Origin of the sequence: Pontibacter pudoricolor (genome assembly GCF_010092985.1) — a bacterium.
GTDB lineage: Bacteria > Bacteroidota > Bacteroidia > Cytophagales > Hymenobacteraceae > Pontibacter > Pontibacter pudoricolor.
On the sequence record NZ_CP048106.1, the window covers coordinates 3211282 to 3233095 of the forward strand.

A 21814-nucleotide genomic window follows, 5' to 3' on the forward strand; every position below is an offset into this window, starting at 1 on the left:
AATTTTATAGTTTGGTTTGGGTGATGTTTTGAAATAAGTGCTCCGGGTACTCTACTTTGGCTAAGTAAAGCCCTTCGGAGGGAGCTGCGCCACTGGCCAGGTTCCTGTCCTGGCTGGCAATAATGTTCTCGAAATCCGCTACCATTAACTTCCCACGGCCTACATCTGCCAGCGCGCCAACTATAAGCCGCACCATGCCGCGCAAAAATCTGTTCGCCCGGATCGTGAAGATCAGTTCATCGCCCTGCTGCTGCCAGTAAGCTTCGTACATGTTGCAGCGGTAGTGTTTGGTATCGCCTTTTACTTTGCTGAAGGTGGTAAAATCCTCGTACTTCAAAAGTAAAGTTGCTGCCTGGTTCATCTTTTCAACATCCAGCGGCTTGCTATGGTACCAGGCGTAGTAGCGTTTAAAAGGATTTTTGGTGAGCGTGATGTGGTAATGGTACGTGCGGGCGAAGGCATCAAAACGGGCATGCGCTTCGTCGGGCACCAGGTATAAATTGTATGCAGAGATATCGTTTGGTAAAATGCGGTTAAGGCGATAAACGATATGCTGCGGGTCTAGCTGCTGCACCGAATCGAAGTGCACGAACTGCTGGCTGGCGTGTACGCCGGTATCGGTGCGGCCACTGCCTGTCGTGTGTATGGTTTCGCGTACTATTTTACTCAGGCTATCATCCAGTATCTCCTGCACCGAAATAGCGTTTGGCTGTATTTGCCACCCATGGAAACGTGTGCCGTCGTAGGCTATCTCTAAGAAATACCGCATACAACAAAGTTAGGATTTCCTTTGAAAGCTGCACACAATACCAGTATTAAATCAGAATTGTGTAAATAAGAATGTTCTCGTCCCGAACGCGTTTGGGATGTGAGCTTATTTAGTAGCGTCTTCCACGTGAATGCCCGACCATGCCGCCAGTTTGAGCGCAGCGGTAACTGGTGGTTAAGTATGGTGCCAGTTTGTAACTGGCGTGTTCCGGAACTATAGTTTAGCCAGTTGCAAACTGGCTTCATGAACAGCCACAAGTTGCGCTTACGCTAAACTTGCGGCATAAAACAATTAGAGCGGCCAGAGGCCTTGAGATGCACACACTCGCGGGACGCGAGCGAGGGCTTGTAAATAGCAGATTTGGCATAAACTATAGCACATAAAAAGCCCGGCTACACAAAGTATAGCCGGGCTCCGGGGCACTGTTAGGTATGTTTGATTGCTGGATGGCTGAATTGCCAAATTGTTAAATCAGGTTAGGTGATTTATTAGTTGCCGCCTGTTCTTTTCAGAATTACATCACGTACCGTTCTTGGGTTGTTATCATCACGTCTGCGTTCTTCTACGCGGCGTTTTTCTTCTTCACGACGCCTTTCTTCCGCACGGCGCTGCTCAGCGGTTCGGCCCCATGGGTAATCACGTTCTACTCTTCTGTCATCATCTCTTCTGTCTCTGTCACGATCATGGTCCCTTCTTCTGCGGTCGTCGTCTCTTTCCCAACGATCATCGTCGTCGCGGTCGTGCTTTTTATATTTCTTATTATGCTTGGCATATGCTTTCTCGCGCTTCCACTCGGCATGCGCACGATGTTTTTCGTTTACAAACTCGGGTCTTTTGCTTCGTGCGTTGCTGTTACCCTGCGCTATGGCTGCCTGGCCAACTATCGTTAGCACTGCTACCAATACTAGTGTCAATACCTTTTTCATAAGCTTCAGTTAATATGTTGTTTTGCTATACACAAAGGCAGTGCCAGCTTTATCAACTATAGTTCCATCTGTCGACTATAAAAAGCAGAAACCCCGCTCCTGCTGCCAGAAACGGGGTTTTATAGTTAAAAAATTTTGTTGCTATAGTTTCTCGTAGATGATCGCAGCGCCCTGCCCTACACCCACACACATGGTTGCCAGGCCATAACGCACATTTTCACGGCGCTTCATTTCGTGCAGCAGCGTTGCCGAAATACGCGTGCCACTTGCCCCCAGCGGGTGACCAATGGCAATAGAACCACCGTTCACGTTAACTATAGCCGGATCGATGCCCAGTTGCTGTACACATGGCAAGGCCTGCGCAGCAAATGCTTCGTTTATTTCGGCCAATCCAATGTCGTTTATAGTTAGGCCTGCTCTTTTCAGTGCTTTTAAGGTTGCCGGAACCGGTCCCATACCCATGTGGCTTGGCTCTACGCCGGCTACTGCTACAGAAACCACACGTGCCATTGGTGTTAACCCTAACCGGTTTACGGTTTCTTCGCTAACTATAAGCGAGGCTGCTGCGCCATCGTTAATGCCCGACGAGTTGCCCGCCGTTACGCTACCGCCTTTTTTAAATGCCGGAGCCAGCTGGCCTAACTTTTCTATAGTTGATAATCTTGGATGCTCATCGGTATCAAAAATGATCGGGTCGCCTTTGCGCTGTGGCACCGGGTAAGGAATGATCTCATCGCTGAACTTACCTGCTTCGTGGGCTGCTTTATATTTTAACTGGGAGTTATGAGCAAATTCGTCCTGCGCTTCACGTGAAACACCTTCACGCTCGGCTACATTCTCGGCTGTCTCACCCATAGCAAACGGATGATGTAATTTAGATAGAGCAGGATTTGTAAAGCGCCAGCCTATAGTTGTGTCGTAAATCTCAGGCGTTCTGCTGAAGGCCGTTTCGGCTTTTGCCATTACAAAAGGTGCACGCGTCATGCTTTCTACGCCGCCGGCCAGGTACACATCGCCATCGCCGCTTTTAATAGCGCGGCTCGCATCCATAATAGCCTGCAAGCCCGATGCGCAAAGTCTGTTAACAGTAACACCACCAATCTGTAACGGCAAGCCCGCCAAAAGCAAAGCCATGCGCGCTACGTTGCGGTTATCTTCGCCTGCCTGGTTAGCAGCACCCAATACTACATCTTCAATTAATTCCGGGGAAACCTGCGGGTTACGGGCCATCAGCTCCCTTAAAATAAAGGCTGCCATGTCATCCGGACGCACCGAACTCAGGCTTCCGCCAAACTTGCCAACAGGTGTTCTAACTATATCTATGATGTAAGCTGAATTCATTATTTTAGTTTTACAGGTCTTTGTCTAATTTTGCAACTCTTTGCAAGTTAAATTAACCTACACATGATACAAAGAATTCAATCCGTATTTCTGTTTCTGCTGGTACTGGCCGTAATCTCGATGCTGTTCTTACCGCTTTGGTCTAAAACTGATGCTGCTACCGGCGAAACGATAGTGCTTACTGCCTGGGAGCTGAAATCGCAGGTACTTAATGCCGATGGCGAAGCTACTGCTGCCGGTACTGTTCCATCTAAAAGCGCTATTGCTATTGGTTTGCTGGCCATTGCTGCTGCTATAGTTGCGCTGGTCGAGATCTTCCAGTTTCGTAGCCGCCTGAACCAGATGAAACTGGGCTTACTGAATACGCTGGTACTGGCTGCACTTTTCGGAACGTCGTTTTATTATGCTACCTATGTTGGTGCTGAAATGATAAAAGGAACCGACAACGGCTCGTACGAGGCTGGTTTTTACATGCCAATGCTGGGTTTACTGTTCAATGCCCTGGCCAACCGCTTCATCAAGCGCGACGAAGACCTGGTAAGATCAGTTGACAGACTGAGATAAGTTAGAAAGTTTGGAAGTTAAAAAGTTAGAAAGTTAACGCTGAACTATAGTTACAAGGCCGCTTCCGGATAATGGGAGCGGCTTTTTTGTTAGATAATTGTATCAGCTATAGTAAGAACCCACCCCTAACCCCTCCGAGGAGGGGAATTATTGATAAATTATAGTTTAGTTATAGCTTTATGGTTCCTGCAAGAAGCCAACTATAAAACTATAGTTCGATTTAAAGCTTAAAAAAGAAACTCCCCTCCTCGGAGGGGTAGGGGTGGGTTGATTGCATCTATGTGTAAAGCAGAACACGCTAAACGTATTACGGACTATAGAAGTTTGGATTACACCAAACCATTAAAGTAACAAAATGAAAAAGCCGCTCACGGATATTCACGGAGCGGCTTTTTACTTCACAAACAAACTATTTAATTATTTAACACTTTAACTTTAACATTCAATTTTTGCTCCGTTGTGGAAGAAAGACGCAAAATATTGCGTCTCTACATAGACTTTTAACTTTCTAACCTTCTAACTTCCCAACTTTCTAACTTTCTAACTTTCTAACTAACGCCTGCGGCTGGTATACTCTTCCAGCTCTCTCACGCTGCTATCGAATTTGAAGATGTCGTACACGTAATAGAAGCGTTCATGGTCGCAGACATAATCGTAGGCGTATTTGGCGAACTCTACTCTTGTGCTCTCATAATCGAACTGCTGCAGAATGTATTTCAAGTCTTCGGCCAGGATGCTGTTGTTGCGCAGGGCTTCGCGGGCTATAGTTAGTTTGGTGCTCTCGAAGCTTCGGCTTTTCATGGCATCGGCTAAACGGTCTACATCCTGTCGACTCATCAGGTAATCGCAGCGGTCACGGCTATCATAACGGTCGTCGTAGCGGGGTGGCGCTGGTCTGTAGGGTTCTGCTGGCGGATATGGTACACGTGGAACTATTACCGGCGGTGGCAACAACGGCACTTCGCTCAACAATCTCAACTTTAATTTACCTTTGCGCTCCACAACATCCACACCATAGTTGGTCTCGAAACCGTGGCGCACATATACATTGGTGCCCAACTGGTAATCACGGTGGCGGGTGCGCACTTTTACTTCCACGTAATGCTTGCCCGGGCGCAAGTGATCAACACGCACAAAGTTAGATGCCTTATGGTTTACCAGTTTACCATCCAGTTTCAGGTAAAAAGGCTCGCCGGCAGGGGCTCTGAAAGTTAGCACGGAAGCTTGTACCAGTACCGGCATCGCCAGTAGCACAAGCAGGAGCGGAAGTAGAAGCTTTCTCATGTTATTATAGGTTAAATGCTATACTGTTTCTATTCCAATTTCTGTGCCAGTTATATAGGTTTTTGCTGTTATTGTTTGAGTTTATAGTTTTGAGTAGCCATAAATTTCTTATTATCTGAACTATAGGAAAACAAAAAGCCGCAGGCATTATACCTGCGGCTTTAAATTCAAAAATTTATTTGTTACGCTTCAAATTGAAGTTATAGTTTATGCCTAACGCCAATGATCCCTGATAAGGATATTGGTCTCGTGGTTGTAAGCCTTTGTTAAAATTGCGGCTTATCAGGTAGTAGTTCAGATAAGTATCAAAACGTTGGCTTATAGGATAGGCTATTCCGAAACCGGCTGTTATAAAAGTATTAATACCAGATGCCTCCGCACTATAAGTAATTGTTTTATCTCCATCTCTAGTCTCCGATTTCTCTGCGAAAGTTTTGCTATACATAGGTGTAAGCATGGCTGTTCCATAAAATTGAAGCTTCTTAAGCGGGTAAAAAAGTACATAATCAACTGTAATTGGTATTCCTACACCTTTGGTTCTAGAAATATCATCGTAGTAAATCAGTTTATCTTCGGATTCTACATATACAGACCCAAAATCTCTGCTATCAGTACCATACCATACCCCTGCTTGTATTCTTAGCTTATTACTTAGTTTGTATCCGAAATAGAGAGAAGTATAAGGCTGGATATTAGCGCCTTTCGGCTCTTCTTTATACTTTAAGTCAAACCCTACGGCTAGTCCATTTATGCCAATATAAAGAGGTTTATAAGACTCATCTTCATTTGATTGACTTTGCCCTATAGATTGAAAATGGATAAATAAAGTTACTAATAAGATTAATGTTTTTTTCATATCTTATAAGATTGGAAAACATAACAGCATCTTCAGTATTTTTACACAATATTGGAAATGCTGCTATGTGTAAAAATGAATTACTTTTTATAGCAGAAATAGATATAATCTCCTCCTGCACCCTCATTTAAATCTTGAGAAACTTTTACCCAGCCTAATGGTGGTTGTATAGAACTACTATTACCGTAGAGTATTCCTACTTCTTTAATAGGGGTTCCTTGACTACTATGTTTAGAAAGGTAGGCATAAATGTATTTACCTTTTGAACCATCATTTAAATCTATAATCTTATAATCAAACCATGCATCTGGCGTTACACATTGGCAAGTATGTTCATAAATATTAGCGAATCCTGTCGGAGGATACCAATATCGGGTCATTCCAGTTGAGTAACCCTGTGCTTTTATGTCAGTTACTGGATAATTTCTTTCTGCATAGTTCGGATGCGAAGACTTGATTGCTAGAGCATCACGAGTAAACTCCAAGTAAATATACTTACCACCAGCACCTCTATTTAAATCGGCATTAAGCCTAGTATAGCCTGGTTCTGCACTTGGCAGCGGGTCACTATCTTTTATGAACTGAAGATTGTATATGTCTCCAATTCCTTGAAGTCCTTCAGAGCTTACAAAAGTTGAAGTTGGAGGAGTAGGAACTCCACCACCACCTGGTTCGCATGGGTCGCAGGGCGCTACGCTATAACCTCCCAGATCACCGACAGCATCATACTTTGGGCGTGTAGGGCGTTCGCGGCCATCTTCGTAGCCGGTTATCTGCACGTCTTTGCTTACATACTGTCCTATTTTGTCAGTTTTGTACTTGTTGTCTTTATCCTCTTTGTCTTTACCGCTTTTAACTTTCTGCACCTGCGTAGCAGTCAGCGCGTCGGGTTGTACAGTGTCTTTAGCTTTATCGCAACTCCATAGAAAAGTGCTGGCAGAAACCAGGAAAACTAAAAACAACTTGAGCCATTTCAGACTAAAATGGGGGGGGGGGGGTAAAAGTTTTGTTTTTCATAAAATGTTGGATTAGGTTAGAAATATAGCACAAGCTAAATACAATTAGCCAACTATAAAAGGCTATTTTACTATCCCACGTAACATCACTTTATAAAGCCCCAAAGCCGCATTGCAGCATTTAAAGGGCGTTTTTCCAAAATATTGTTAAAAAATCACCCCTTTTAGCATCCATTTGTAACATCAGGCAAAAAAAAGCCGCAGGCATTATACCTGCGGCTTTTCCAATGCTTATAAAGCATCTGTTTATAGATTGTAGTTAAGGCCTAAGCCAACTGACCATGCTTTATCTGCATAGTAGCTTTTATGTCCGACGTTTTTATAAAATAGGTTTAATTTGCCATAGCTATCTAACCGTTGGCTTATTTTATAATTAAACTGTAGCCCACCAGTAACTATAGCATATACGCCGGAGTCCTCACCTTTATAAATAACTTCTCTTTGTCCTTCAAATTCTTCAGACTCCTGATGCCACACTGATCCTATGATAGGCACAAAGGATGCGATAGCTGATACACGGAATTTTCTGTTCTGCTGCCAACTGAAGGGTGTAACCTGTGCTGTTATAGGAACTGCTAACGCCTGAATTTTTCTTGCACGGTAATAATTAATTATGGTATCGTTTTCACCATAATAGATACCAGAAAGTTCATCAACATGTTTTCTACCATAAGCAAGCCCTATTTGTAGACTTAGTCCTTTGTTCAATTTATAACCTACGTTTATATGAACTACAGGTGTAACACCACCTCCTACTTGTTTAGAAGGCCTCCACATAGTATAAGCTATGTTGCTAAGTTCAACACCTACATATACACGTTTTAAGGGCTTTACAGTTGAGTCAGAATTAACAGGATTAACCTGAGCAACGGCGGGTAAAGTGGAGACTAAAAGGATAAGAGATAGAAATATTATTTTCATATGGTTATAGATTATAGTTTAACCCAAACTCTAACGACTTAATAAAACCTCTTGCTCCCGGGTAGCCTTGGTCCCAATCATAAAAGGTAGAGTTGGGGCCAGTAAGGTTAGTTTTATAAAAGAAGTAAGATACATTACCATAAAAGCGTTCGCTTACATTATAGTTGAAACCAACTCCTGCTATAGTAAACACATTGATACCGCTGTCTTTTATAGTATAGTTTCTGCTGCCTTCATCATCAGTTTCTGTTACATCTGTTGTAGTAACACCATAAGCTGGCACAATTGCTAGTACACCATACACTGGCAACTTTTTGTATAGGTTAAGAAAAGTTAAATACACGGAAACAGGACTGGCAAAAGCTATAGTTTTTGATTTGTAGTCATATTCCACATCCTGAAGTTGTTCAGTGACCTTATGTGTATCGCCGCCTACCCCCAGCCCAGCTTGTAACTTTATCCTGTCAGTGAATTGGTAACCAACATTTATAGAAACCGGCACAAAATATCCAGCTCTAACTGCACCAGGAGTCTTACCAGCTTTATAGTAAATATGAAAGGACATAGTGTGTAAATTAACACCTAAGGTAACTCTGTTTTGCTGCTTACCTATAAGAGTTGAGTCTTGTTGTGCTACAGCTGTGAAAGAAAATATAAAAAGGATTAAGCCCAATAGGATATTCTTCATCTTTTGATAATATAAATAGGGTACTATAGTTCTAAACCTATAGTACCCTTAGTTAAGTTTTACTTCTTATAGCAAAAATAAATGTAATCCCCGCCAGCATTTTCATTTAAATCACCGGGCACCTTAACCCAACCTGCGGGCGGCTGTATTGCGCTACTGTTACCGTATAAAATACCTACTTCTTTTATAGGTGTCCCATAATCAGGTTCTCTACTAACATGCCCAAAAATATACTTACCACCAGCTCCATCATTTAGATCTACCGCGATACTATTTCCATCAATAAATCGATATAGATGTCTATAATTGTCTCCTGGAGCAATCGCATTAAATGGATTAATATATCCGAACTGAGTGTAACTAACAACCTTTAAATTTGTCAGCGGTGTATCATAGGTTCCGGCAGAATGAGCTCCATCATTTTCATATGAAAATTGAGGATTACGAGTAAAAGTCAAATAGATATACTTACCTCCAGACCCTCTATTCAAATCTGCATTTAGCTTTATATGCCCCTCAGAAGGTACGATATATTGGTGATCGCCTTTAATAATTCTCAAAGCATAGATATCACCTGAAGGTGCATTCACTAAGTCCCATAACCCCTCTGAACTAACAAAGGCTGAAGTTGGAGGAGTAGGGACTCCACCACTTCCAGGCCCGCATGGGTCGCAGGGCACCTCGCTATAGGCTCCCAAATCACCAGCAGCATCATGCTTCGGGCGCAAAGGGCGTTCGCGGCCGTCTTCGTAGCCGGTTACCTGCACGTCTTTGCTTACGTACTGGCCCGTTCTGTCAGTTTTGTACTTGTTGTCTTTATCCTCTTTGTCTTTGCCGCTTTTTACTGTCTGCACCTGCGAAGTAGTCAGCGCGTCGGGTTGCACGGAGTCTTTAGCTTTATCGCAACTCCATAGAAAAGTGCTGGCAGAAACCAGAAAAACTAAAAACAACTTGAGCCATTTCAGACTAAAATGGGGGGGGGTAAAAGTTTTGTTTTTCATAAAATGTTGGATTAGGTTAGAAATATGATCCAACTTAAGCACTAAAATCCAACTAAAAAAGGCTATTCCACTACCACTTGTAACATCACTTTCTAAAGTTCCAAACCTGCATTGCAGCATTCAAAAGGCCATTTCTCCAAAATATTGTCAAAAAACCGCCCTTTTTAACAGCTATCTGTAACATCAGACCAACAAAAAAGCCGCAAGTTTTTTTTACCTGCGGCTTTCTCAAACTTATAGTTGCGGTTATAATTACCCCTCGTAGTAAAACTCGCCGTGAGCGCTTTTTATAGTTAGCTCATTGGTTTTGCTGGCTTCCACGCGGCCAATTATCTGGGCATCTACATTAAAGGACTTCGAGATCGCAATCAGCTCCTGGGCGTATTGCTCCGGCAGGTAAATTTCCAGGCGATGGCCCATGTTAAATACCTTGTACATTTCTTTCCAGTCGGTGTGGCTTTCCTCTTGAATAATGCGGAACAATGGTGGCGTTGGGAACAGGTTGTCTTTTATGATGTGTACCTTATCGGTAAAATGCAGCACTTTGGTCTGGGCGCCGCCGCTGCAATGCACCATGCCGTGTATGTGCTGGCGGTGCTCCTGCAAAATGGCTTTAACTATAGGCGCATAGGTTCTTGTCGGTGATAAAACCAGTTTACCTATTTCCATACCTGTTTCCTTGTCTATATCGGTCATGCGTTTGGTTCCGGAGTAAACCAGGTCTACAGGCAATTCTGGGTCGTAGCTTTCAGGGTACGAGGCCGCCAGGTAATTATGGAACACATCGTGTCGGGCCGAGGTAAGGCCGTTACTGCCCATACCACCGTTATACTCCGTTTCGTATGTGGCCTGCCCGTAAGATGCAAACCCAACTATAACATCACCGGGCTGTATGGTATGGTTACTGATCACTTCGTCGCGGCGCATGCGGGCCGTTACCGTGCTGTCAACTATAATGGTGCGTACCAGGTCGCCAACATCAGCGGTTTCGCCGCCGGTACTGTAAATACCGATTCCGTTATCGCGGAGCATCTGCAGCACTTCTTCGGTGCCATTTATAATAGCCGCAATCACGTCGCCGGACACCAGGTGCTTGTTACGCCCTATAGTAGACGAAAGTAGGATGTTATCGGTAGCGCCTACGCAAAGCAGGTCGTCGGTATTCATTACAACAGCATCCTGGGCAATGCCTTTCCAAACGCTCAGGTCGCCGGTCTCTTTCCAGTACAGGTAAGCCAGCGATGATTTGGTACCAGCCCCGTCGGCGTGCATAATGTTGCAGTAGTCGGGGTCGCCGGTCAGTATATCAGGAATGATCTTGCAGAAAGCTTTCGGGAATATGCCTTTGTCGATGTTCTTGATGGCGTTGTGCACATCTTCTTTGGAAGCCGACACGCCGCGGCGCAAATATCTGTTTTCCATAGTTCGGGATGATTTGCTTACAAATTTAATAAAGCAACCGGGATAAGCGTTGTAAACATTGAAATAAGTTGTGCAGAGGCAATAAGGAATGGTAAATTGTTTTCCGCCGGGACTATAGTTATTCTTGTTAGTTTTTGCAGACGCGGATTTGCAACCCGTGTCTTATTATGGGATTGAGTTTGTAACTCAACTGGCCAGACAGGGACAGGAATTGTCTGAATCAGGATTTACAGGATTAAAGGATTTTCAGGATAAAGCTACTGCTATAGTTGAAGGTAAAGTTTTATAGTTGGCGTGGTCCAACCACCCCAACCCCTCCTTGTCTAAGGAGGGGAGCTTCACGGTCTATGCTATAGTTTGATTCATTGTTCTATAGTTATCGCTTTAACCCACCCCTGCTCCTCCCGGGAGGGGAATTCCGGCTTTTGCTATAGTCTAGCTATAGTTCTATAGTTACCGTTTGTCATCCCCTACCCCCTTCAAAGGGGGACTTTTCTGCTACGGATTTTCAAGCTGTCATTTCGACCTGCGGGAGAAATCTGACTCTGCTATAGTTTCATTTATAATTCAATAGACACAGACCAAGATCGGACAGGTCGCGACCTGTCCCTCCGGAATTATCACAACGATAAATCTCGAAGCTTACTGGTTTAAACTATAGACAAAAGTAACTATGAGAAAGATCGCAGTCTTTGGGTTGAGCGCCTTTGCTTTGTTGCGGTGCCGCCAGGCAACCCGAGGTACGAGGGTAGCAAGAAAGCAGCAGCGCGATGCCCGAAGAAGGGGCCTCCCGGCCGTGAGGGCACCAAAGCTAACTATGACAACTATAGGTGAGTAGAGCTCCCAGGATTAGAAAATGCTATGGAATAAAAGGCTTGGTTCTAAGTGCAGATAATCCAACTATAGAACTCAGATTTCTCACGCTGTTCGAAATGACAAAAGCAGAACTATAGGAAACCTAATATACCTCACAAATGCACCGCCTCACTTCGACTTCTGTCTCAAAAATGCTTGTTATGACATGAGAGCCTATAGGAAACAAAAAGCGGCTGAAGTCTAAACTCCAGCCGCTTTTTTATGTAGCGCTACACTGATTACTCCTGTATACGTACCACTTTAAATTCTGTACGTCGGTTGCGCTGGTGTTCGGCATCGGTTTTCGCATTTTTAACAACCAGCCTGGTCTCGCCATAGCCTTTTGCTGTAATGCGGTTCCTGCTTATACCTTTCGAGATGATATACTCAACTGCCGACTCTGCACGGCGCTGCGACAGATCCAGGTTATAGATATCAGAACCGCGAACGTCGGTATGTGAGCTTAACTCTATCGAAATGTTCGGGTTATCCTGCAGTATCTCCACCAGTTTGTCCAGTTCCAAAGCTGCATCCGGACGAATATCTGCTTTATCAAAGTCATAGAAAATGTTTTCCAGCACGATCGGCTTTTCTTTCACGATCTCGTTCAGCACCAGCGTCGTTTTCAGCCGGATATCGTTCACATCTTCCAGCAGTTCATCCTGCGATGGAATTTTGCCAACTGTTGTAACGCGTGTACGTGCTGTAAAGAAACCTGCTTTTTCAGAGATCAGCGAGTAGGTAGAGGCTGTATCCAGGGCAAAAGTGAATTTACCTTCGGCATCAGAAGTAGTTTCTTTTATTTTCTGGCCTTTCTCATTTTGCAATACTACCAACTGGTTCGGAACTATAGTTTGTTCTTTAGCTCCTTCGCGGCGCAGGTAAACGGTACCATCCACATAAAAATTAACCTGCTTGCGCTGCGACTTAACTAAACTATAAAGATCATCCCCGCCTTTACCACCTTCACGGTTCGATGAGAAAAAGCCACGGATATTGTTCTGGAAATAAATGCTGAAATCATCTCCGGAAGAGTTTACCGGCGTGCCCATGTTTACAGGCTTTCCATTTTCAACCCTGAACAGGTCCAGGTTACCTAAGCCCGGCAAGCCATCAGAAGCGATGTACAAGGTGCCATCAGGAGCTACATGCACAAAGCTTTCGTTACCGGGTGTGTTAATGTCCGGACCAAGATTTTCCGGTGTTCCAAAGCGGCCGTTCTCATCTATAGTTACTTTATAAATATCGTTGCCACCCAAGCCGCCTTTTCTGTCTGATGAGAAGTACAGTGTTTTACCATCCGGCGAGAAAGCCGGAGAAGAATCCCAGGCGCGGGAATCGTTTATAGTTAGCAGTTTAGGTTCGGTCCAGGCATTAGAGCGAAAGTAGGTTACGAAAAGGTCTACGTTCTGGCGGCCTTTCTTAGAGCCTTCGTTGCCCCGCGCAAAAACCATCGTTTTACCCTCATTCGCGAAAGTTGCCATGGCATCGTGTATGCCTTCTACGTTTACGTTCTCAAACTTACGAACGGCTCCGCCCATTTCGGCCATCGAGTCGGTAAGAGTAGTAGCGTAAATATCAATAAAGCCTTCGCCGTTGCCCAAATAAGCTTTACCCGGCTCGCGGGTAGATGAAAAAATCAGCTCGTTGTTCAGGATGTAAGGTGCAAATTCAGATCCGTCGGTATTCAGCGCCTGCAGGTTCTTAACCTCGTACGGATACTTGCCGCGCATAATTTCGCTCAGCTGCCCAAAGTTTTCCACTTCGCGCGCAGCCAGTCCTTTTAACCTGGAGTTAGTGCCTATGTTAGTGTAATCCTGTAGTTGGTTCAGGGCTTCTTCGTACTTGCCATTTGCCTTCAGCGACATGCCATAGTAGTAATACGCCTGCTCTTTGCGGTAACCGCCATCCAAAGCTGCCTTATAAAATGGTTCGGCCTCCGCTAACCTGTTCGACAACCGGTAAGACTCCGCAATTTTATAGTTTACTTCACCCGGATTTTTAGAATTATTTAGTGCCTGCTTATAGTATTCGATCGCTTTATCATATTGCTCCATCTCGAAGCGCTTGTCGCCTTTGCCCAAGTACTGCGACGCTCCACATGCACTTACAAACAAAGCAAGCAAGGCCAGTAAGCAAATGTGCTTCAGGCTTCTGGTTAACTGGGTAGCGTTTGGCATCTGGTACATGTGCTTATGTGTGTCTTATCTATAAAGGCAGATTTCTAAAAGTAACGTGAAAGCCAGCTTTGTTGCGCCGGCCGTGGCCATTCAGCCTGCAGGTCGCCATAGTTAGTAACGAGCGTATCAAAATATAAGGTATCCTTGCTGATAGCTCCGGCTGCTACTTTATTTTTCAGTTCACTTATGCTTACCATTTCAATCTCCCCTTCCCTCAAAAAAGCAAGCTGTGTTCTGTCGAAGAAAGAGATATTGAACCGCTGCTCCAGCTCCCGCACAAAATTTACCGACTTATCTATAGAGCAACCACTGGCTGCTGTGGCACTTTCGTTATTGGCAAGCACTAAAAACTGGTCGTGCAGCAACTCTGCCGATGCCTGTAAGTTTGTACCGTGACTGCTCCAGTCTTCTGCGAACTGTTCCAGCAAGGGTTTTATTTCTGCTTGTTCTGCCCCAGTTAAAGGCCTGCTTGCCTGGTAAATCCAGACACGCGCCTGTGGCGGCAGCTCATCAAACGGAATATACATTTTATTAATTGTTGAATTGTTGATTGTTAAATTGTTGAGCGGTCATCAAACTATAACCCATCAACCTTCTTAACAATGAAGCAATTTATTTAGTAAGTCCTTCGGCTTGTGCGATTAGCTCAGCGATGTCGAACACTTTTACGTTTTGTTCCTGCTCCTTGTTCTTCACGCCATCGTTCATCATTACCATGCAAAACGGGCATGCTGTAGCAATTACACCTTCTGCTCCTAAAGTAGCCAGGGCTTCTTCGGTTCTTTCGATGTTGATCTCTTTACGGCCTGGCTCTGCTTCTTTAAACATCTGGGCACCACCGGCACCGCAGCATAAACCATTCGCGCGGCTACGCTTCATTTCAACCAGGTCAGCATCCAGAGCGGCCAGCACATCGCGCGGCGCTTCGTAAATGTCGTTGGCTCTGCCTAAATAGCAGGAATCATGATACGTAATGCGCTTGCCTTTGAAGGCTTCTCCCCCCTGCACATGTACTTTACCATCGTTAATTAGTTGCTGCAGGAACGTAGAGTGGTGAATAACTTCATAGTTACCGCCCAGGTCTGGGTATTCGTTTTTGATGGTGTTAAAGCAATGCGGGCAGGCTGTTACTATTTTTTTAATGTTGTACCCGTTCAGTACTTCGATGTTGGTTAGCGCCTGCATCTGGAACAGGAACTCGTTACCGGCACGCTTGGCCGGGTCGCCGGTGCAGCTTTCTTCGGTACCTAATACAGCATATTTTACGCCCACATGTTCCAGTATCTGTACAAACGCGCGGGTTACTCTTTTATAACGATCATCGAAAGAGCCGGCACAGCCAACCCAAAACAGTACTTCCGGTTCCTGACCATTCGCAGCCATCTCGGCCATGGTAGGTACTTTTATTAACTTTTTATTTTCTTCCATCTGATTGGTAATTCTAAGGCTATTTTATCGTAGCTGAGCTACTCTCTTTAAAATGGTTAAATTGCTAAAGGTTAAATTGTTGGTTAGCATAAAACTCATTTTCCTGAAATCAACAATTTAACAGTTCAGCCATTTAACAATTTAATTTTTACTTGGCAGGTATAGTTCATCGGCCCAGTTAAAGCGGTCGGATGCCGGGAATGCCCACGGTGCACCGTTGTTCTCTATGTTAGTGAACATAGCGTTAAGCGATGCAGGCGCAGCAGACTCTTCCAGTACCAGGTAGCGACGCAAGTCCATGATTGTGGAAAGCTGGTCGATGTTTACCGGGCAGGATTCTACGCAGGCGTTACAAGTGGTGCAGGCCCATAGTTCTTCCGGGGTAATGTAGCCACGAAGCAACGTCTTCTCTTCTGTCGTCTCCACACGCTCCACGCCCATCTCTTTGTAATGGTTTGGTTTGAAGATAGCTGGATGCTCTCCTTTTTCCTCCATACGGTCGCGGGTATCCATAATGATCTTACGTGGAGAGAGCAGCTTGCCTGTAATGTTGGCCGGACAAACCGATGTACAACGACCACATTCGGTACAGGTGTAAGCATCCATCATCTGTTTCCAGGTCAGGTCTTCTATGTCTTTTGCTCCGAAGCGCTGAATTACCGGGTTGCCTTCTGCATCTACTTCCGGCGCAGGCGGCTGGTAACTTGGGTCCAGCATGGCTTTGATTTCATGCGTAATAGCCGGGTTGGTTGTCATCTTGCCCTTTGGCACCAGCTTTGAGAAGTACACATTCGGGAAAGCCATGATGATGTGGAAGTGCTTGGAGCTAGGCAGGTAGTTCATAAAAGCCAGGATACCGATAATGTGGATCCACCAGCCAACACTTGCTATAGTTGCCAGCATGCCGGCATCAGCGCCGAAGGCATTTACAAACATGCTGCTCACCGGGAAAGCGCCTGCCAGTTCGTGGCCTTTTAATTCAGCTAATTTCAGGTCAGCAATGTTGAAGGCGAAAAGGGCAAACATCAGGATGATCTCGATCATCAGGATAATGTTGGCATCCATTTTAGGCCATGCACGCATCTCGACGCCGGTTGCCAGGCGAGGCACTTTTGTAACGTTACGTCTCCAAAGGAAGATAGCACAGGCCACAATTACCAGCGCCGCCAGTACCTCGTTCACTGCCATCAGGCCATCGTAGAACGGCCCCATAAAGCCCAGCACACGGTGCGTACCAAAAATACCATCGATCAGGATCTCGAGCACTTCGATGTTGATTACCAGGAAGCCTACATACACAAAAAGGTGTAGGATAGCCGGCAACATGCGCTTGAACATTTTCTGCTGCCCGAAAGCAACCAGCAATGTTTTATTGATACGCTCCGATGGGTTGTCCTCCAGTACGAGGTCGCGGCCCATGAGCACGTTTTTACGAATTTTGCGGATCTGCCACACAAACAGGCCAATGCCTATGGCTGCCACAATCAGGAAGATAATGTTTGAAATTCCTATCACGGTAAATTATTCGTTATACATACCAATTCATAGATAAAGATAGTAGAATTATAAGAACAAACGCATACAACGGGCTTTTTTAAAAAAATTTTAGCCGGAATGTTTGCTACTTAAAAGTTAGTTACTACTTTTGCATACCCTTACGGAAAAGGGTGACACAACAGAGCTGGTGATGTAGCTCAGTTGGTAGAGCAAAGGACTGAAAATCCTTGTGTCGTTGGTTCGATTCCAATCATCACCACACTGAAACCCTTGTCAGAAACGGCAAGGGTTTTTTGTTTTTAAGCCTTCCGGGTTACTTTTCTTAGTTAGCCTTAACTATAGTTTACACTTAACCTACTCTATCTCTTTTTGCTTATATTGTCTCTGCAACTATACTATAAACAGTAACTATAAGATTCAGGCAGGTATAGTTAGCAACGAAAGAAATAATGCGGCAAATACTTATTTCAGCTCTCTTTTTGACAGTATTCGGTTGTTCGGATACTGGTAATCAACAAAATCAGATCACAGAAGGCGTAACTCCTGATGTGTCATCGGTTCCCTCCCAACATGATACGCTAACGCGGAAAACCAATAGCTACTCTATCTTCAGCGATGCGGAGCTTAAAGATTATATAGTTGCCGATATCTCCGGAAATAATTTTACGCTTGTCACTGAAAGATCAGGAATATTTATCAGCCCGGATACGGAAGAAATAGAGCACATGAAAAAGGAATATGGAGAAGAAGACTTTTACACTGCTGCAGACGACAACCTATACTATGAATATGAAGCGGATAAGTTATTAGAGGAGAAAAATATAAAGACTGTGTATCCGAAAACGAGATACCTGAAATTTAAAACGAATACAGGTCAGGAGTATTTTTTTGACACTAAAACAGAGGACAGCCCTAACTGGTACCTGATCCTTTTTGATCCATCAAAAGACCGCCCTGAAATTATTAGTGCTATAGATATTGCAGAAGAATATAGCAGTTACTTCAGCCAAAAGCAGCAACGCATAAAACTATAACTATTGATACGCCAGATTTAATCTGATAAGAAACAACCTATAGTTAATAACAATTAGCCCTTAGCTCCAGCAAGGCTGCGGAATAACCTAACTCATACGCCTGGTTAAAATAGATACACGCCGAATCCGGTTCCTGTAACTCCATCTTGGTCCGGCCCATCAGGTAGTTCACTCTTCCATTTTCTTTATCTATAGTTAGAGCACGGCGGTAATCATGCTCCGATAGTTTATGTGCTTCAATTTTATAGTAGCCAAAACCACGGTAGGTCAGGGCAGTTACCCGCTTCTCCTTATCGGTGCCATAGCGTAGGTAGGTAGAGAAATCACTAAGGGCTGGTTTGTATTTCTGCAGGTAAAATAACCGGACTTCTCCCCGAGCCAGGTAAGCGTCCCATAGTTTTTCGTTTAAATGAATGGCCCGGTTCAGGTCCGCTTCAGCTTGCAGGTAGCTTGCCAAATGCTGCCGACTAACTCCCCGCATAAAGTACACATCCGCCGACGGCTTTTTCTGATAAGCAATTGCCTGGTTAAAATCCTGCAGGGCAGCTTCGTAATCCTCAAAAACATTTAGCTCGAGCCAACCTCTTTCTTTGTAGGCAGCAGCGTGTTCAGGCTTAAAGTTAATCGCATCGGACAACATGCGGTGTGCACTACTGTATTTACCGTCAGCTATATAGGTTAAAGCTGTTTTATATTTATCTTCACCGGCAATGTGGTCCATTACTACTTTCAGCAGCAGGCTAAAAAGCAGGATACCACCTACGAAAGCAATGGTTATGTACAGATCTTTCCGTGAGAACTCGTGCTTCTCTGTTCGGATAGGCCGGTAGTAGCGCTCCGAAACCGGGGCAGGTTGCCGGGTATAACGGTAGCGGTCGTTATAATATGGCTGGTATTGCTGTATCACCCGCTCACGCTCACGCAGGTACTGCAGTTTCAGGTCGTAACGGGCGCGCTTGCCCGGGTTAGACAATACCTGGTAAGCGGTATTAACAAGTTTAAATCTATCCTCGGCCAGTTTATTGTTGGGGTTTTTGTCGGGGTGGTACTTAATAGCCAGTTTTTTATACGCCTGCTTTACCTCCTGCTGGGTAGCTGCCGGGGCAATGCCAAGTACGGTATAAAAATTCTGTTCCAATGCAGCTAATAGTAAGTTCTAGGTGACATTAAAGGTAATTAAAACACATTTTTTACCTTAATTGTATGTAAGGTAGCAATGTACTTATACTTTACGTAAATATTTGAATACACCTGCGTATACAGGATAAGCAATAAAAAAAGCTAAAAACTATGGCAATGCAAGATAACGGCACAAAAGAAAAAAACACTCATATTATCGAGAACCTGATGGGTTACGTCGATACTCGCATCGATATTATACGATTAGAGATACAGGAAAAGCTAAAGGTAGCTTTTGTAGGGGCAACACATGGTATATTACTGGGCCTCGTGGGGTTTATGTGCCTTATATTTGTAAACATCTTTCTGGGCCTGCTGTTAAACCATCTTTTGGATAGTACGTTCTGGGGCTTCGGCATCGTCGCTTTATTTTACATTGTGCTGTTGGTTATACTGGTAGTTGGTTTAGATAAAAAAGTGTTCCAGGGCATGGCCGACAAAACATTTGACAACACAATTTATAAGACTGATAAAAGAGAAAAATCAATATGAGCGAGCTTAACAATCCATTGTTCGATAACCAGCGGGAATTTCTGGAGCGTCAGAAAGAAGAATATAAGAATGCCCTGATGGGCGATGTAGAGCAGATTAAAAATCAGGGACAGGAAATAGGTAAAAAAGTGGCCATTGCTGGCGGTGTTGTACTTGCCGGCCTGCTGCTGAGACGTATGTTTACCGGCAACGATAAAAAAAAAGCCTCAAAAATAACCAAAGTTAAAAAAGGGGAAGCTGCTGCTGCCGGAACTATACCTGTGTCGCACCCGATACCAGACTATGACCCGATAGCACACAGAACGGTGACAGACTTTACGGCTGAAGGGCCGATGTCCGTAACTGCAGCTAAACAAAAAGCAAAAAAGGAGAAAAAGCAGAAGGTAAAATCCGGGCCGGGCATGATGCAGCGCCTTATAAACTCGCCATATGCGCGCACAATGGCCCTGGAAGGCGTTGCACTGCTTGTAGCCTATGTTACTAAAAAGGCAGCAGAACGCATGCATACTGAATCTGAAAATACCGATATTGCAGCTAGAGCTGTTCCGGCTACCGAAGCAGACCCAGTTGTACAAAGCGCCTCAGAAAAGCATGCCATTTAACACTCTTCGCGAAAAGCAGCAGAAAACCCGAACAGGCAGAAAGCACTTTGCCGTATTGCTGGACCCCGATAACCTGGATGAAGCAAACTGCCTGCAACTGCTGCACATGAGCGAAGCCAGCCACGTCGATTTCTTTTTTGTAGGTGGCAGCCTGATAACAACCGAAAACCAGGCAACTATAATTCAACTGATAAAACAGCATAGCCAGATACCGGTTATACTTTTCCCGAGCAACAGTTTGCACATCGATAAACAAGCCGATGGCATCCTGTTGCTTTCTTTAATTTCGGGCCGCAACCCCGATTTCCTGATTGGCCAGCACGTACTCTCCGCACCAATTCTTAAAGCCAGCAACCTGCACGTTTACCCGACAGGCTACATGCTCGTAGATTGCGGCCGGCAGACTACCGCTTCTTATATGAGCGGCACTACCCCCATCCCTTACGACAAGCCTGCTATTGCTACCTGCACCGCCATGGCCGGCGAGTTGCTTGGGCTAAAGTATATGTACCTGGATGGTGGCAGCGGAGCGGCAAAACCAATAAGCGCTGAAATGATTGCGGCCGTGTGCGAAGCAGTGGAAGTGCCGGTTATAGTTGGTGGCGGCATTAATACTGCGGATAAAGCAAAAGCTGCTTTAGCGGCAGGCGCCGATGTAATCGTGGTTGGTAACCACATAGAAAAAAACCCCGGCTTTCTGGCCGAGGTTTCTTCTATAGTTGCTTCTTATAATCTAACCTTAGATGTTCATCGCTGATTCGCGGCGACGCATCTTACCGGCAGGAATTCCGAACATCATCTTGAATCTGCGGCAGAAGTAAGCGGTATCTTTGTAACCAACTTCTTTACCAATTTCGCGGATGCTCTTCTTAGTCGTTCTAAGCAGGAACACAGCACGCTCCATACGCTGGTACTCGATGTAATCCTGAGGGTTTATACCTGTCAGCATTTTGAAATACTGGCCTACATAATCCTCGGATACGTTTGCAACGTTAGAAAGCACTTTGTTAGAAAGATCGCCACCTAAGTTCTCCTTAATGTAGTTGAACAGGTCTATGAGGCGTGGATCTTTAAAGTAAGTGCTGTTGGTTGCCAGCTGCTCCACAAACATTCTGTTACGAAGTATATGGCGCACCACCTCTACTACAATGTTCTCCGTGTAGATGTTGATCAGACGCTCTTTACCTGGCAGATCCTGCATGCTCTCTTCCACCACTTTTATCACCAGGTTAGCCAGCTTGTTGTTTCCTGAGATCAGGAAAGCAGGCACATCCAGGGATGAGAAGAAGTTTACAGAGTCAAATACCTTCGCTTCGAAACTTACAAAGCTGTGGCTCTCTTCTGCATCACCGATAAGGTCAAGATCGCTGTTATTTTTAAAGAACTTCTCTTTATTCGTGATCAGGTCATCGTTAGAAATTACCTTACCATCGCCAGCACCGTATCTAACACGTGTGTTTCGGCCTCCCGGAATAAACAGCAGTTCCCCCTCTTCTACCGCTTGCTCCTCGTCGCCGAAAAATATACTACCCTTATGAAGCAGTATCAGGTTGTTGCCAACATCATAGTAGTTGCGAACCGTAAACGGCTGCTGCAACACCAGATTCTTAGCCTTAATGAACCGCACCCCAAGCGATTCAATAATTTTATTGTAATCTTCCATTGTTTAACCAACTAACTTTTATACTATAAACCCGTTAATTATGGCTTAAAGCTAAGACTAATCTTTATAAAATTCAAATTAAATTTTAAAAATAAA

Annotated in this window: 22 protein-coding genes and 1 tRNA gene; 7 read left to right on the plus strand and 16 right to left on the minus strand. The window is 44.6% G+C overall.

Annotated elements, in window-relative coordinates; all coding sequences use genetic code 11:
• Positions 1–4 precede the first annotated feature (4 nt).
• From truA to GSQ66_RS13910, 3 genes are all read right to left on the minus strand, one after another.
• Positions 5–769 (minus strand): tRNA pseudouridine(38-40) synthase TruA, encoded by a 765-nt coding sequence (gene truA / locus GSQ66_RS13900; RefSeq protein WP_162428018.1) that lies wholly within the window; start codon positions 767–769, stop codon positions 5–7.
• Between the two features lie 488 nt (positions 770–1257).
• Positions 1258–1695, minus strand: a complete 438-nt coding sequence (locus GSQ66_RS13905) for a hypothetical protein (protein ID WP_162428019.1) — start codon at positions 1693–1695, stop codon at positions 1258–1260.
• 141 nt (positions 1696–1836) lie between these two features.
• Positions 1837–3036 carry an acetyl-CoA C-acyltransferase gene (locus GSQ66_RS13910; protein ID WP_162428020.1) on the minus strand — a complete coding sequence of 400 codons (1200 nt, stop codon included), beginning with the start codon at positions 3034–3036 and terminating at the stop codon, positions 1837–1839.
• A gap of 63 nt (positions 3037–3099) precedes the next feature.
• Here GSQ66_RS13910 and GSQ66_RS13915 point away from each other — a divergent pair, with 63 nt between their 5' ends.
• A complete protein-coding gene (locus GSQ66_RS13915) occupies positions 3100–3600 on the plus strand; it encodes a DUF4293 domain-containing protein (RefSeq protein ID WP_162428021.1) in 501 nt (166 codons plus the stop codon).
• Between the two features lie 552 nt (positions 3601–4152).
• Here the strand turns inward: GSQ66_RS13915 and GSQ66_RS13920 are convergent.
• The 7 genes from GSQ66_RS13920 to GSQ66_RS13950 form a co-directional block, all read right to left on the minus strand.
• Positions 4153–4884, minus strand: coding sequence for a DUF4476 domain-containing protein (locus GSQ66_RS13920; RefSeq protein ID WP_162428022.1), 732 nt, complete (start codon positions 4882–4884; stop codon positions 4153–4155).
• Positions 4885–5059: 175 nt separating this feature from the next.
• On the minus strand, positions 5060–5740 hold the full coding sequence (locus tag GSQ66_RS13925) for a hypothetical protein (RefSeq protein ID WP_162428023.1): 681 nt from the start codon (positions 5738–5740) through the stop codon (positions 5060–5062).
• An 80-nt stretch (positions 5741–5820) separates the two neighbouring features.
• Positions 5821–6702: a hypothetical protein gene (locus GSQ66_RS13930; RefSeq protein ID WP_162428024.1), complete on the minus strand. Its 882-nt coding sequence runs from the start codon at positions 6700–6702 to the stop codon at positions 5821–5823.
• 300 nt (positions 6703–7002) lie between these two features.
• Positions 7003–7677 carry a porin family protein gene (locus GSQ66_RS13935; protein WP_162428025.1) on the minus strand — a complete coding sequence of 225 codons (675 nt, stop codon included), beginning with the start codon at positions 7675–7677 and terminating at the stop codon, positions 7003–7005.
• Between the two features lie 4 nt (positions 7678–7681).
• Positions 7682–8365 carry an outer membrane beta-barrel protein gene (locus GSQ66_RS13940; RefSeq protein ID WP_162428026.1) on the minus strand — a complete coding sequence of 228 codons (684 nt, stop codon included), beginning with the start codon at positions 8363–8365 and terminating at the stop codon, positions 7682–7684.
• A 59-nt stretch (positions 8366–8424) separates the two neighbouring features.
• Positions 8425–9366 (minus strand): hypothetical protein, encoded by a 942-nt coding sequence (locus tag GSQ66_RS13945; RefSeq protein WP_162428027.1) that lies wholly within the window; start codon positions 9364–9366, stop codon positions 8425–8427.
• 252 nt (positions 9367–9618) lie between these two features.
• Complete coding sequence (locus tag GSQ66_RS13950; protein ID WP_162428028.1) at positions 9619–10788, minus strand: AIR synthase related protein; 1170 nt, start codon at positions 10786–10788, stop codon at positions 9619–9621.
• 673 nt (positions 10789–11461) lie between these two features.
• Here GSQ66_RS13950 and GSQ66_RS13955 point away from each other — a divergent pair.
• Entirely contained in the window at positions 11462–11626 is a 165-nt protein-coding gene (locus tag GSQ66_RS13955; RefSeq protein ID WP_162428029.1) for a hypothetical protein, read from the plus strand.
• 256 nt (positions 11627–11882) lie between these two features.
• On the opposite strand, the gene GSQ66_RS13960 is transcribed toward GSQ66_RS13955, so the two are convergent.
• From GSQ66_RS13960 to GSQ66_RS13975, 4 genes are all read right to left on the minus strand, one after another.
• Complete coding sequence (locus GSQ66_RS13960) at positions 11883–13832, minus strand: OmpA family protein (protein WP_162428030.1); 1950 nt, start codon at positions 13830–13832, stop codon at positions 11883–11885.
• Between the two features lie 35 nt (positions 13833–13867).
• Positions 13868–14350: a hypothetical protein gene (locus GSQ66_RS13965; protein WP_162428031.1), complete on the minus strand. Its 483-nt coding sequence runs from the start codon at positions 14348–14350 to the stop codon at positions 13868–13870.
• An 85-nt stretch (positions 14351–14435) separates the two neighbouring features.
• A complete protein-coding gene (locus GSQ66_RS13970) occupies positions 14436–15215 on the minus strand; it encodes a (Fe-S)-binding protein (RefSeq protein ID WP_162429073.1) in 780 nt (259 codons plus the stop codon).
• Positions 15216–15392: 177 nt separating this feature from the next.
• Positions 15393–16766 (minus strand): (Fe-S)-binding protein, encoded by a 1374-nt coding sequence (locus GSQ66_RS13975; RefSeq protein WP_162428032.1) that lies wholly within the window; start codon positions 16764–16766, stop codon positions 15393–15395.
• Positions 16767–16934: 168 nt separating this feature from the next.
• Here GSQ66_RS13975 and GSQ66_RS13980 point away from each other — a divergent pair.
• Positions 16935–17007 (plus strand) — tRNA-Phe (locus GSQ66_RS13980).
• A gap of 190 nt (positions 17008–17197) precedes the next feature.
• On the plus strand, positions 17198–17782 hold the full coding sequence (locus GSQ66_RS13985; protein WP_162428033.1) for a hypothetical protein: 585 nt from the start codon (positions 17198–17200) through the stop codon (positions 17780–17782).
• Between the two features lie 43 nt (positions 17783–17825).
• Here the strand turns inward: GSQ66_RS13985 and GSQ66_RS13990 are convergent, their stop codons facing one another.
• Positions 17826–18920: a DnaJ domain-containing protein gene (locus tag GSQ66_RS13990; RefSeq protein WP_162428034.1), complete on the minus strand. Its 1095-nt coding sequence runs from the start codon at positions 18918–18920 to the stop codon at positions 17826–17828.
• 152 nt (positions 18921–19072) lie between these two features.
• Between GSQ66_RS13990 and GSQ66_RS13995 the strand changes: the two genes are divergently transcribed.
• Genes GSQ66_RS13995 through GSQ66_RS14005 form a run of 3 tightly spaced genes read left to right on the plus strand, consistent with a single transcriptional unit; the run spans position 19073 to position 20812 of the window.
• The gene (locus tag GSQ66_RS13995) at positions 19073–19453 is read left to right on the plus strand and encodes a phage holin family protein (protein WP_238395699.1); all 381 of its coding nucleotides are present in this window, start codon (positions 19073–19075) and stop codon (positions 19451–19453) included.
• Entirely contained in the window at positions 19450–20055 is a 606-nt protein-coding gene (locus GSQ66_RS14000) for a hypothetical protein (RefSeq protein WP_162428035.1), read from the plus strand. Before GSQ66_RS13995 ends, GSQ66_RS14000 begins: the two co-directional genes overlap by 4 nt.
• Positions 20045–20812 carry a geranylgeranylglyceryl/heptaprenylglyceryl phosphate synthase gene (locus GSQ66_RS14005; RefSeq protein WP_162428036.1) on the plus strand — a complete coding sequence of 256 codons (768 nt, stop codon included), beginning with the start codon at positions 20045–20047 and terminating at the stop codon, positions 20810–20812. The genes GSQ66_RS14000 and GSQ66_RS14005 overlap by 11 nt, the downstream gene beginning before the upstream one ends.
• Here the strand turns inward: GSQ66_RS14005 and GSQ66_RS14010 are convergent.
• Positions 20795–21718 (minus strand): AraC family transcriptional regulator, encoded by a 924-nt coding sequence (locus tag GSQ66_RS14010; RefSeq protein ID WP_162428037.1) that lies wholly within the window; start codon positions 21716–21718, stop codon positions 20795–20797. The genes GSQ66_RS14005 and GSQ66_RS14010 overlap by 18 nt on opposite strands.
• Positions 21719–21814: the final 96 nt, after the last annotated feature.

Coding starts and splice junctions, on each gene's coding strand:
- GSQ66_RS13925 (WP_162428023.1), bottom strand. CDS start 5,740: ATGAAAAAAACATTAATCTTATTAGTAACTTTATTTATCCATTTTCAA.
- GSQ66_RS14010 (WP_162428037.1), bottom strand. CDS start 21,718: ATGGAAGATTACAATAAAATTATTGAATCGCTTGGGGTGCGGTTCATT.
- GSQ66_RS13995 (WP_238395699.1), top strand. CDS start 19,073: ATGGCAATGCAAGATAACGGCACAAAAGAAAAAAACACTCATATTATC.
- GSQ66_RS13970 (WP_162429073.1), bottom strand. CDS start 15,215: ATGGCCGAGATGGCTGCGAATGGTCAGGAACCGGAAGTACTGTTTTGG.
- GSQ66_RS14005 (WP_162428036.1), top strand. CDS start 20,045: ATGCCATTTAACACTCTTCGCGAAAAGCAGCAGAAAACCCGAACAGGC.
- GSQ66_RS13910 (WP_162428020.1), bottom strand. CDS start 3,036: ATGAATTCAGCTTACATCATAGATATAGTTAGAACACCTGTTGGCAAG.
- GSQ66_RS13950 (WP_162428028.1), bottom strand. CDS start 10,788: ATGGAAAACAGATATTTGCGCCGCGGCGTGTCGGCTTCCAAAGAAGAT.
- GSQ66_RS13905 (WP_162428019.1), bottom strand. CDS start 1,695: ATGAAAAAGGTATTGACACTAGTATTGGTAGCAGTGCTAACGATAGTT.
- GSQ66_RS13920 (WP_162428022.1), bottom strand. CDS start 4,884: ATGAGAAAGCTTCTACTTCCGCTCCTGCTTGTGCTACTGGCGATGCCG.
- GSQ66_RS13965 (WP_162428031.1), bottom strand. CDS start 14,350: ATGTATATTCCGTTTGATGAGCTGCCGCCACAGGCGCGTGTCTGGATT.
- GSQ66_RS13915 (WP_162428021.1), top strand. CDS start 3,100: ATGATACAAAGAATTCAATCCGTATTTCTGTTTCTGCTGGTACTGGCC.
- GSQ66_RS13940 (WP_162428026.1), bottom strand. CDS start 8,365: ATGAAGAATATCCTATTGGGCTTAATCCTTTTTATATTTTCTTTCACA.
- GSQ66_RS14000 (WP_162428035.1), top strand. CDS start 19,450: ATGAGCGAGCTTAACAATCCATTGTTCGATAACCAGCGGGAATTTCTG.
- GSQ66_RS13960 (WP_162428030.1), bottom strand. CDS start 13,832: ATGTACCAGATGCCAAACGCTACCCAGTTAACCAGAAGCCTGAAGCAC.
- GSQ66_RS13935 (WP_162428025.1), bottom strand. CDS start 7,677: ATGAAAATAATATTTCTATCTCTTATCCTTTTAGTCTCCACTTTACCC.
- truA (WP_162428018.1), bottom strand. CDS start 769: ATGCGGTATTTCTTAGAGATAGCCTACGACGGCACACGTTTCCATGGG.
- GSQ66_RS13955 (WP_162428029.1), top strand. CDS start 11,462: ATGAGAAAGATCGCAGTCTTTGGGTTGAGCGCCTTTGCTTTGTTGCGG.
- GSQ66_RS13945 (WP_162428027.1), bottom strand. CDS start 9,366: ATGAAAAACAAAACTTTTACCCCCCCCCATTTTAGTCTGAAATGGCTC.
- GSQ66_RS13985 (WP_162428033.1), top strand. CDS start 17,198: ATGCGGCAAATACTTATTTCAGCTCTCTTTTTGACAGTATTCGGTTGT.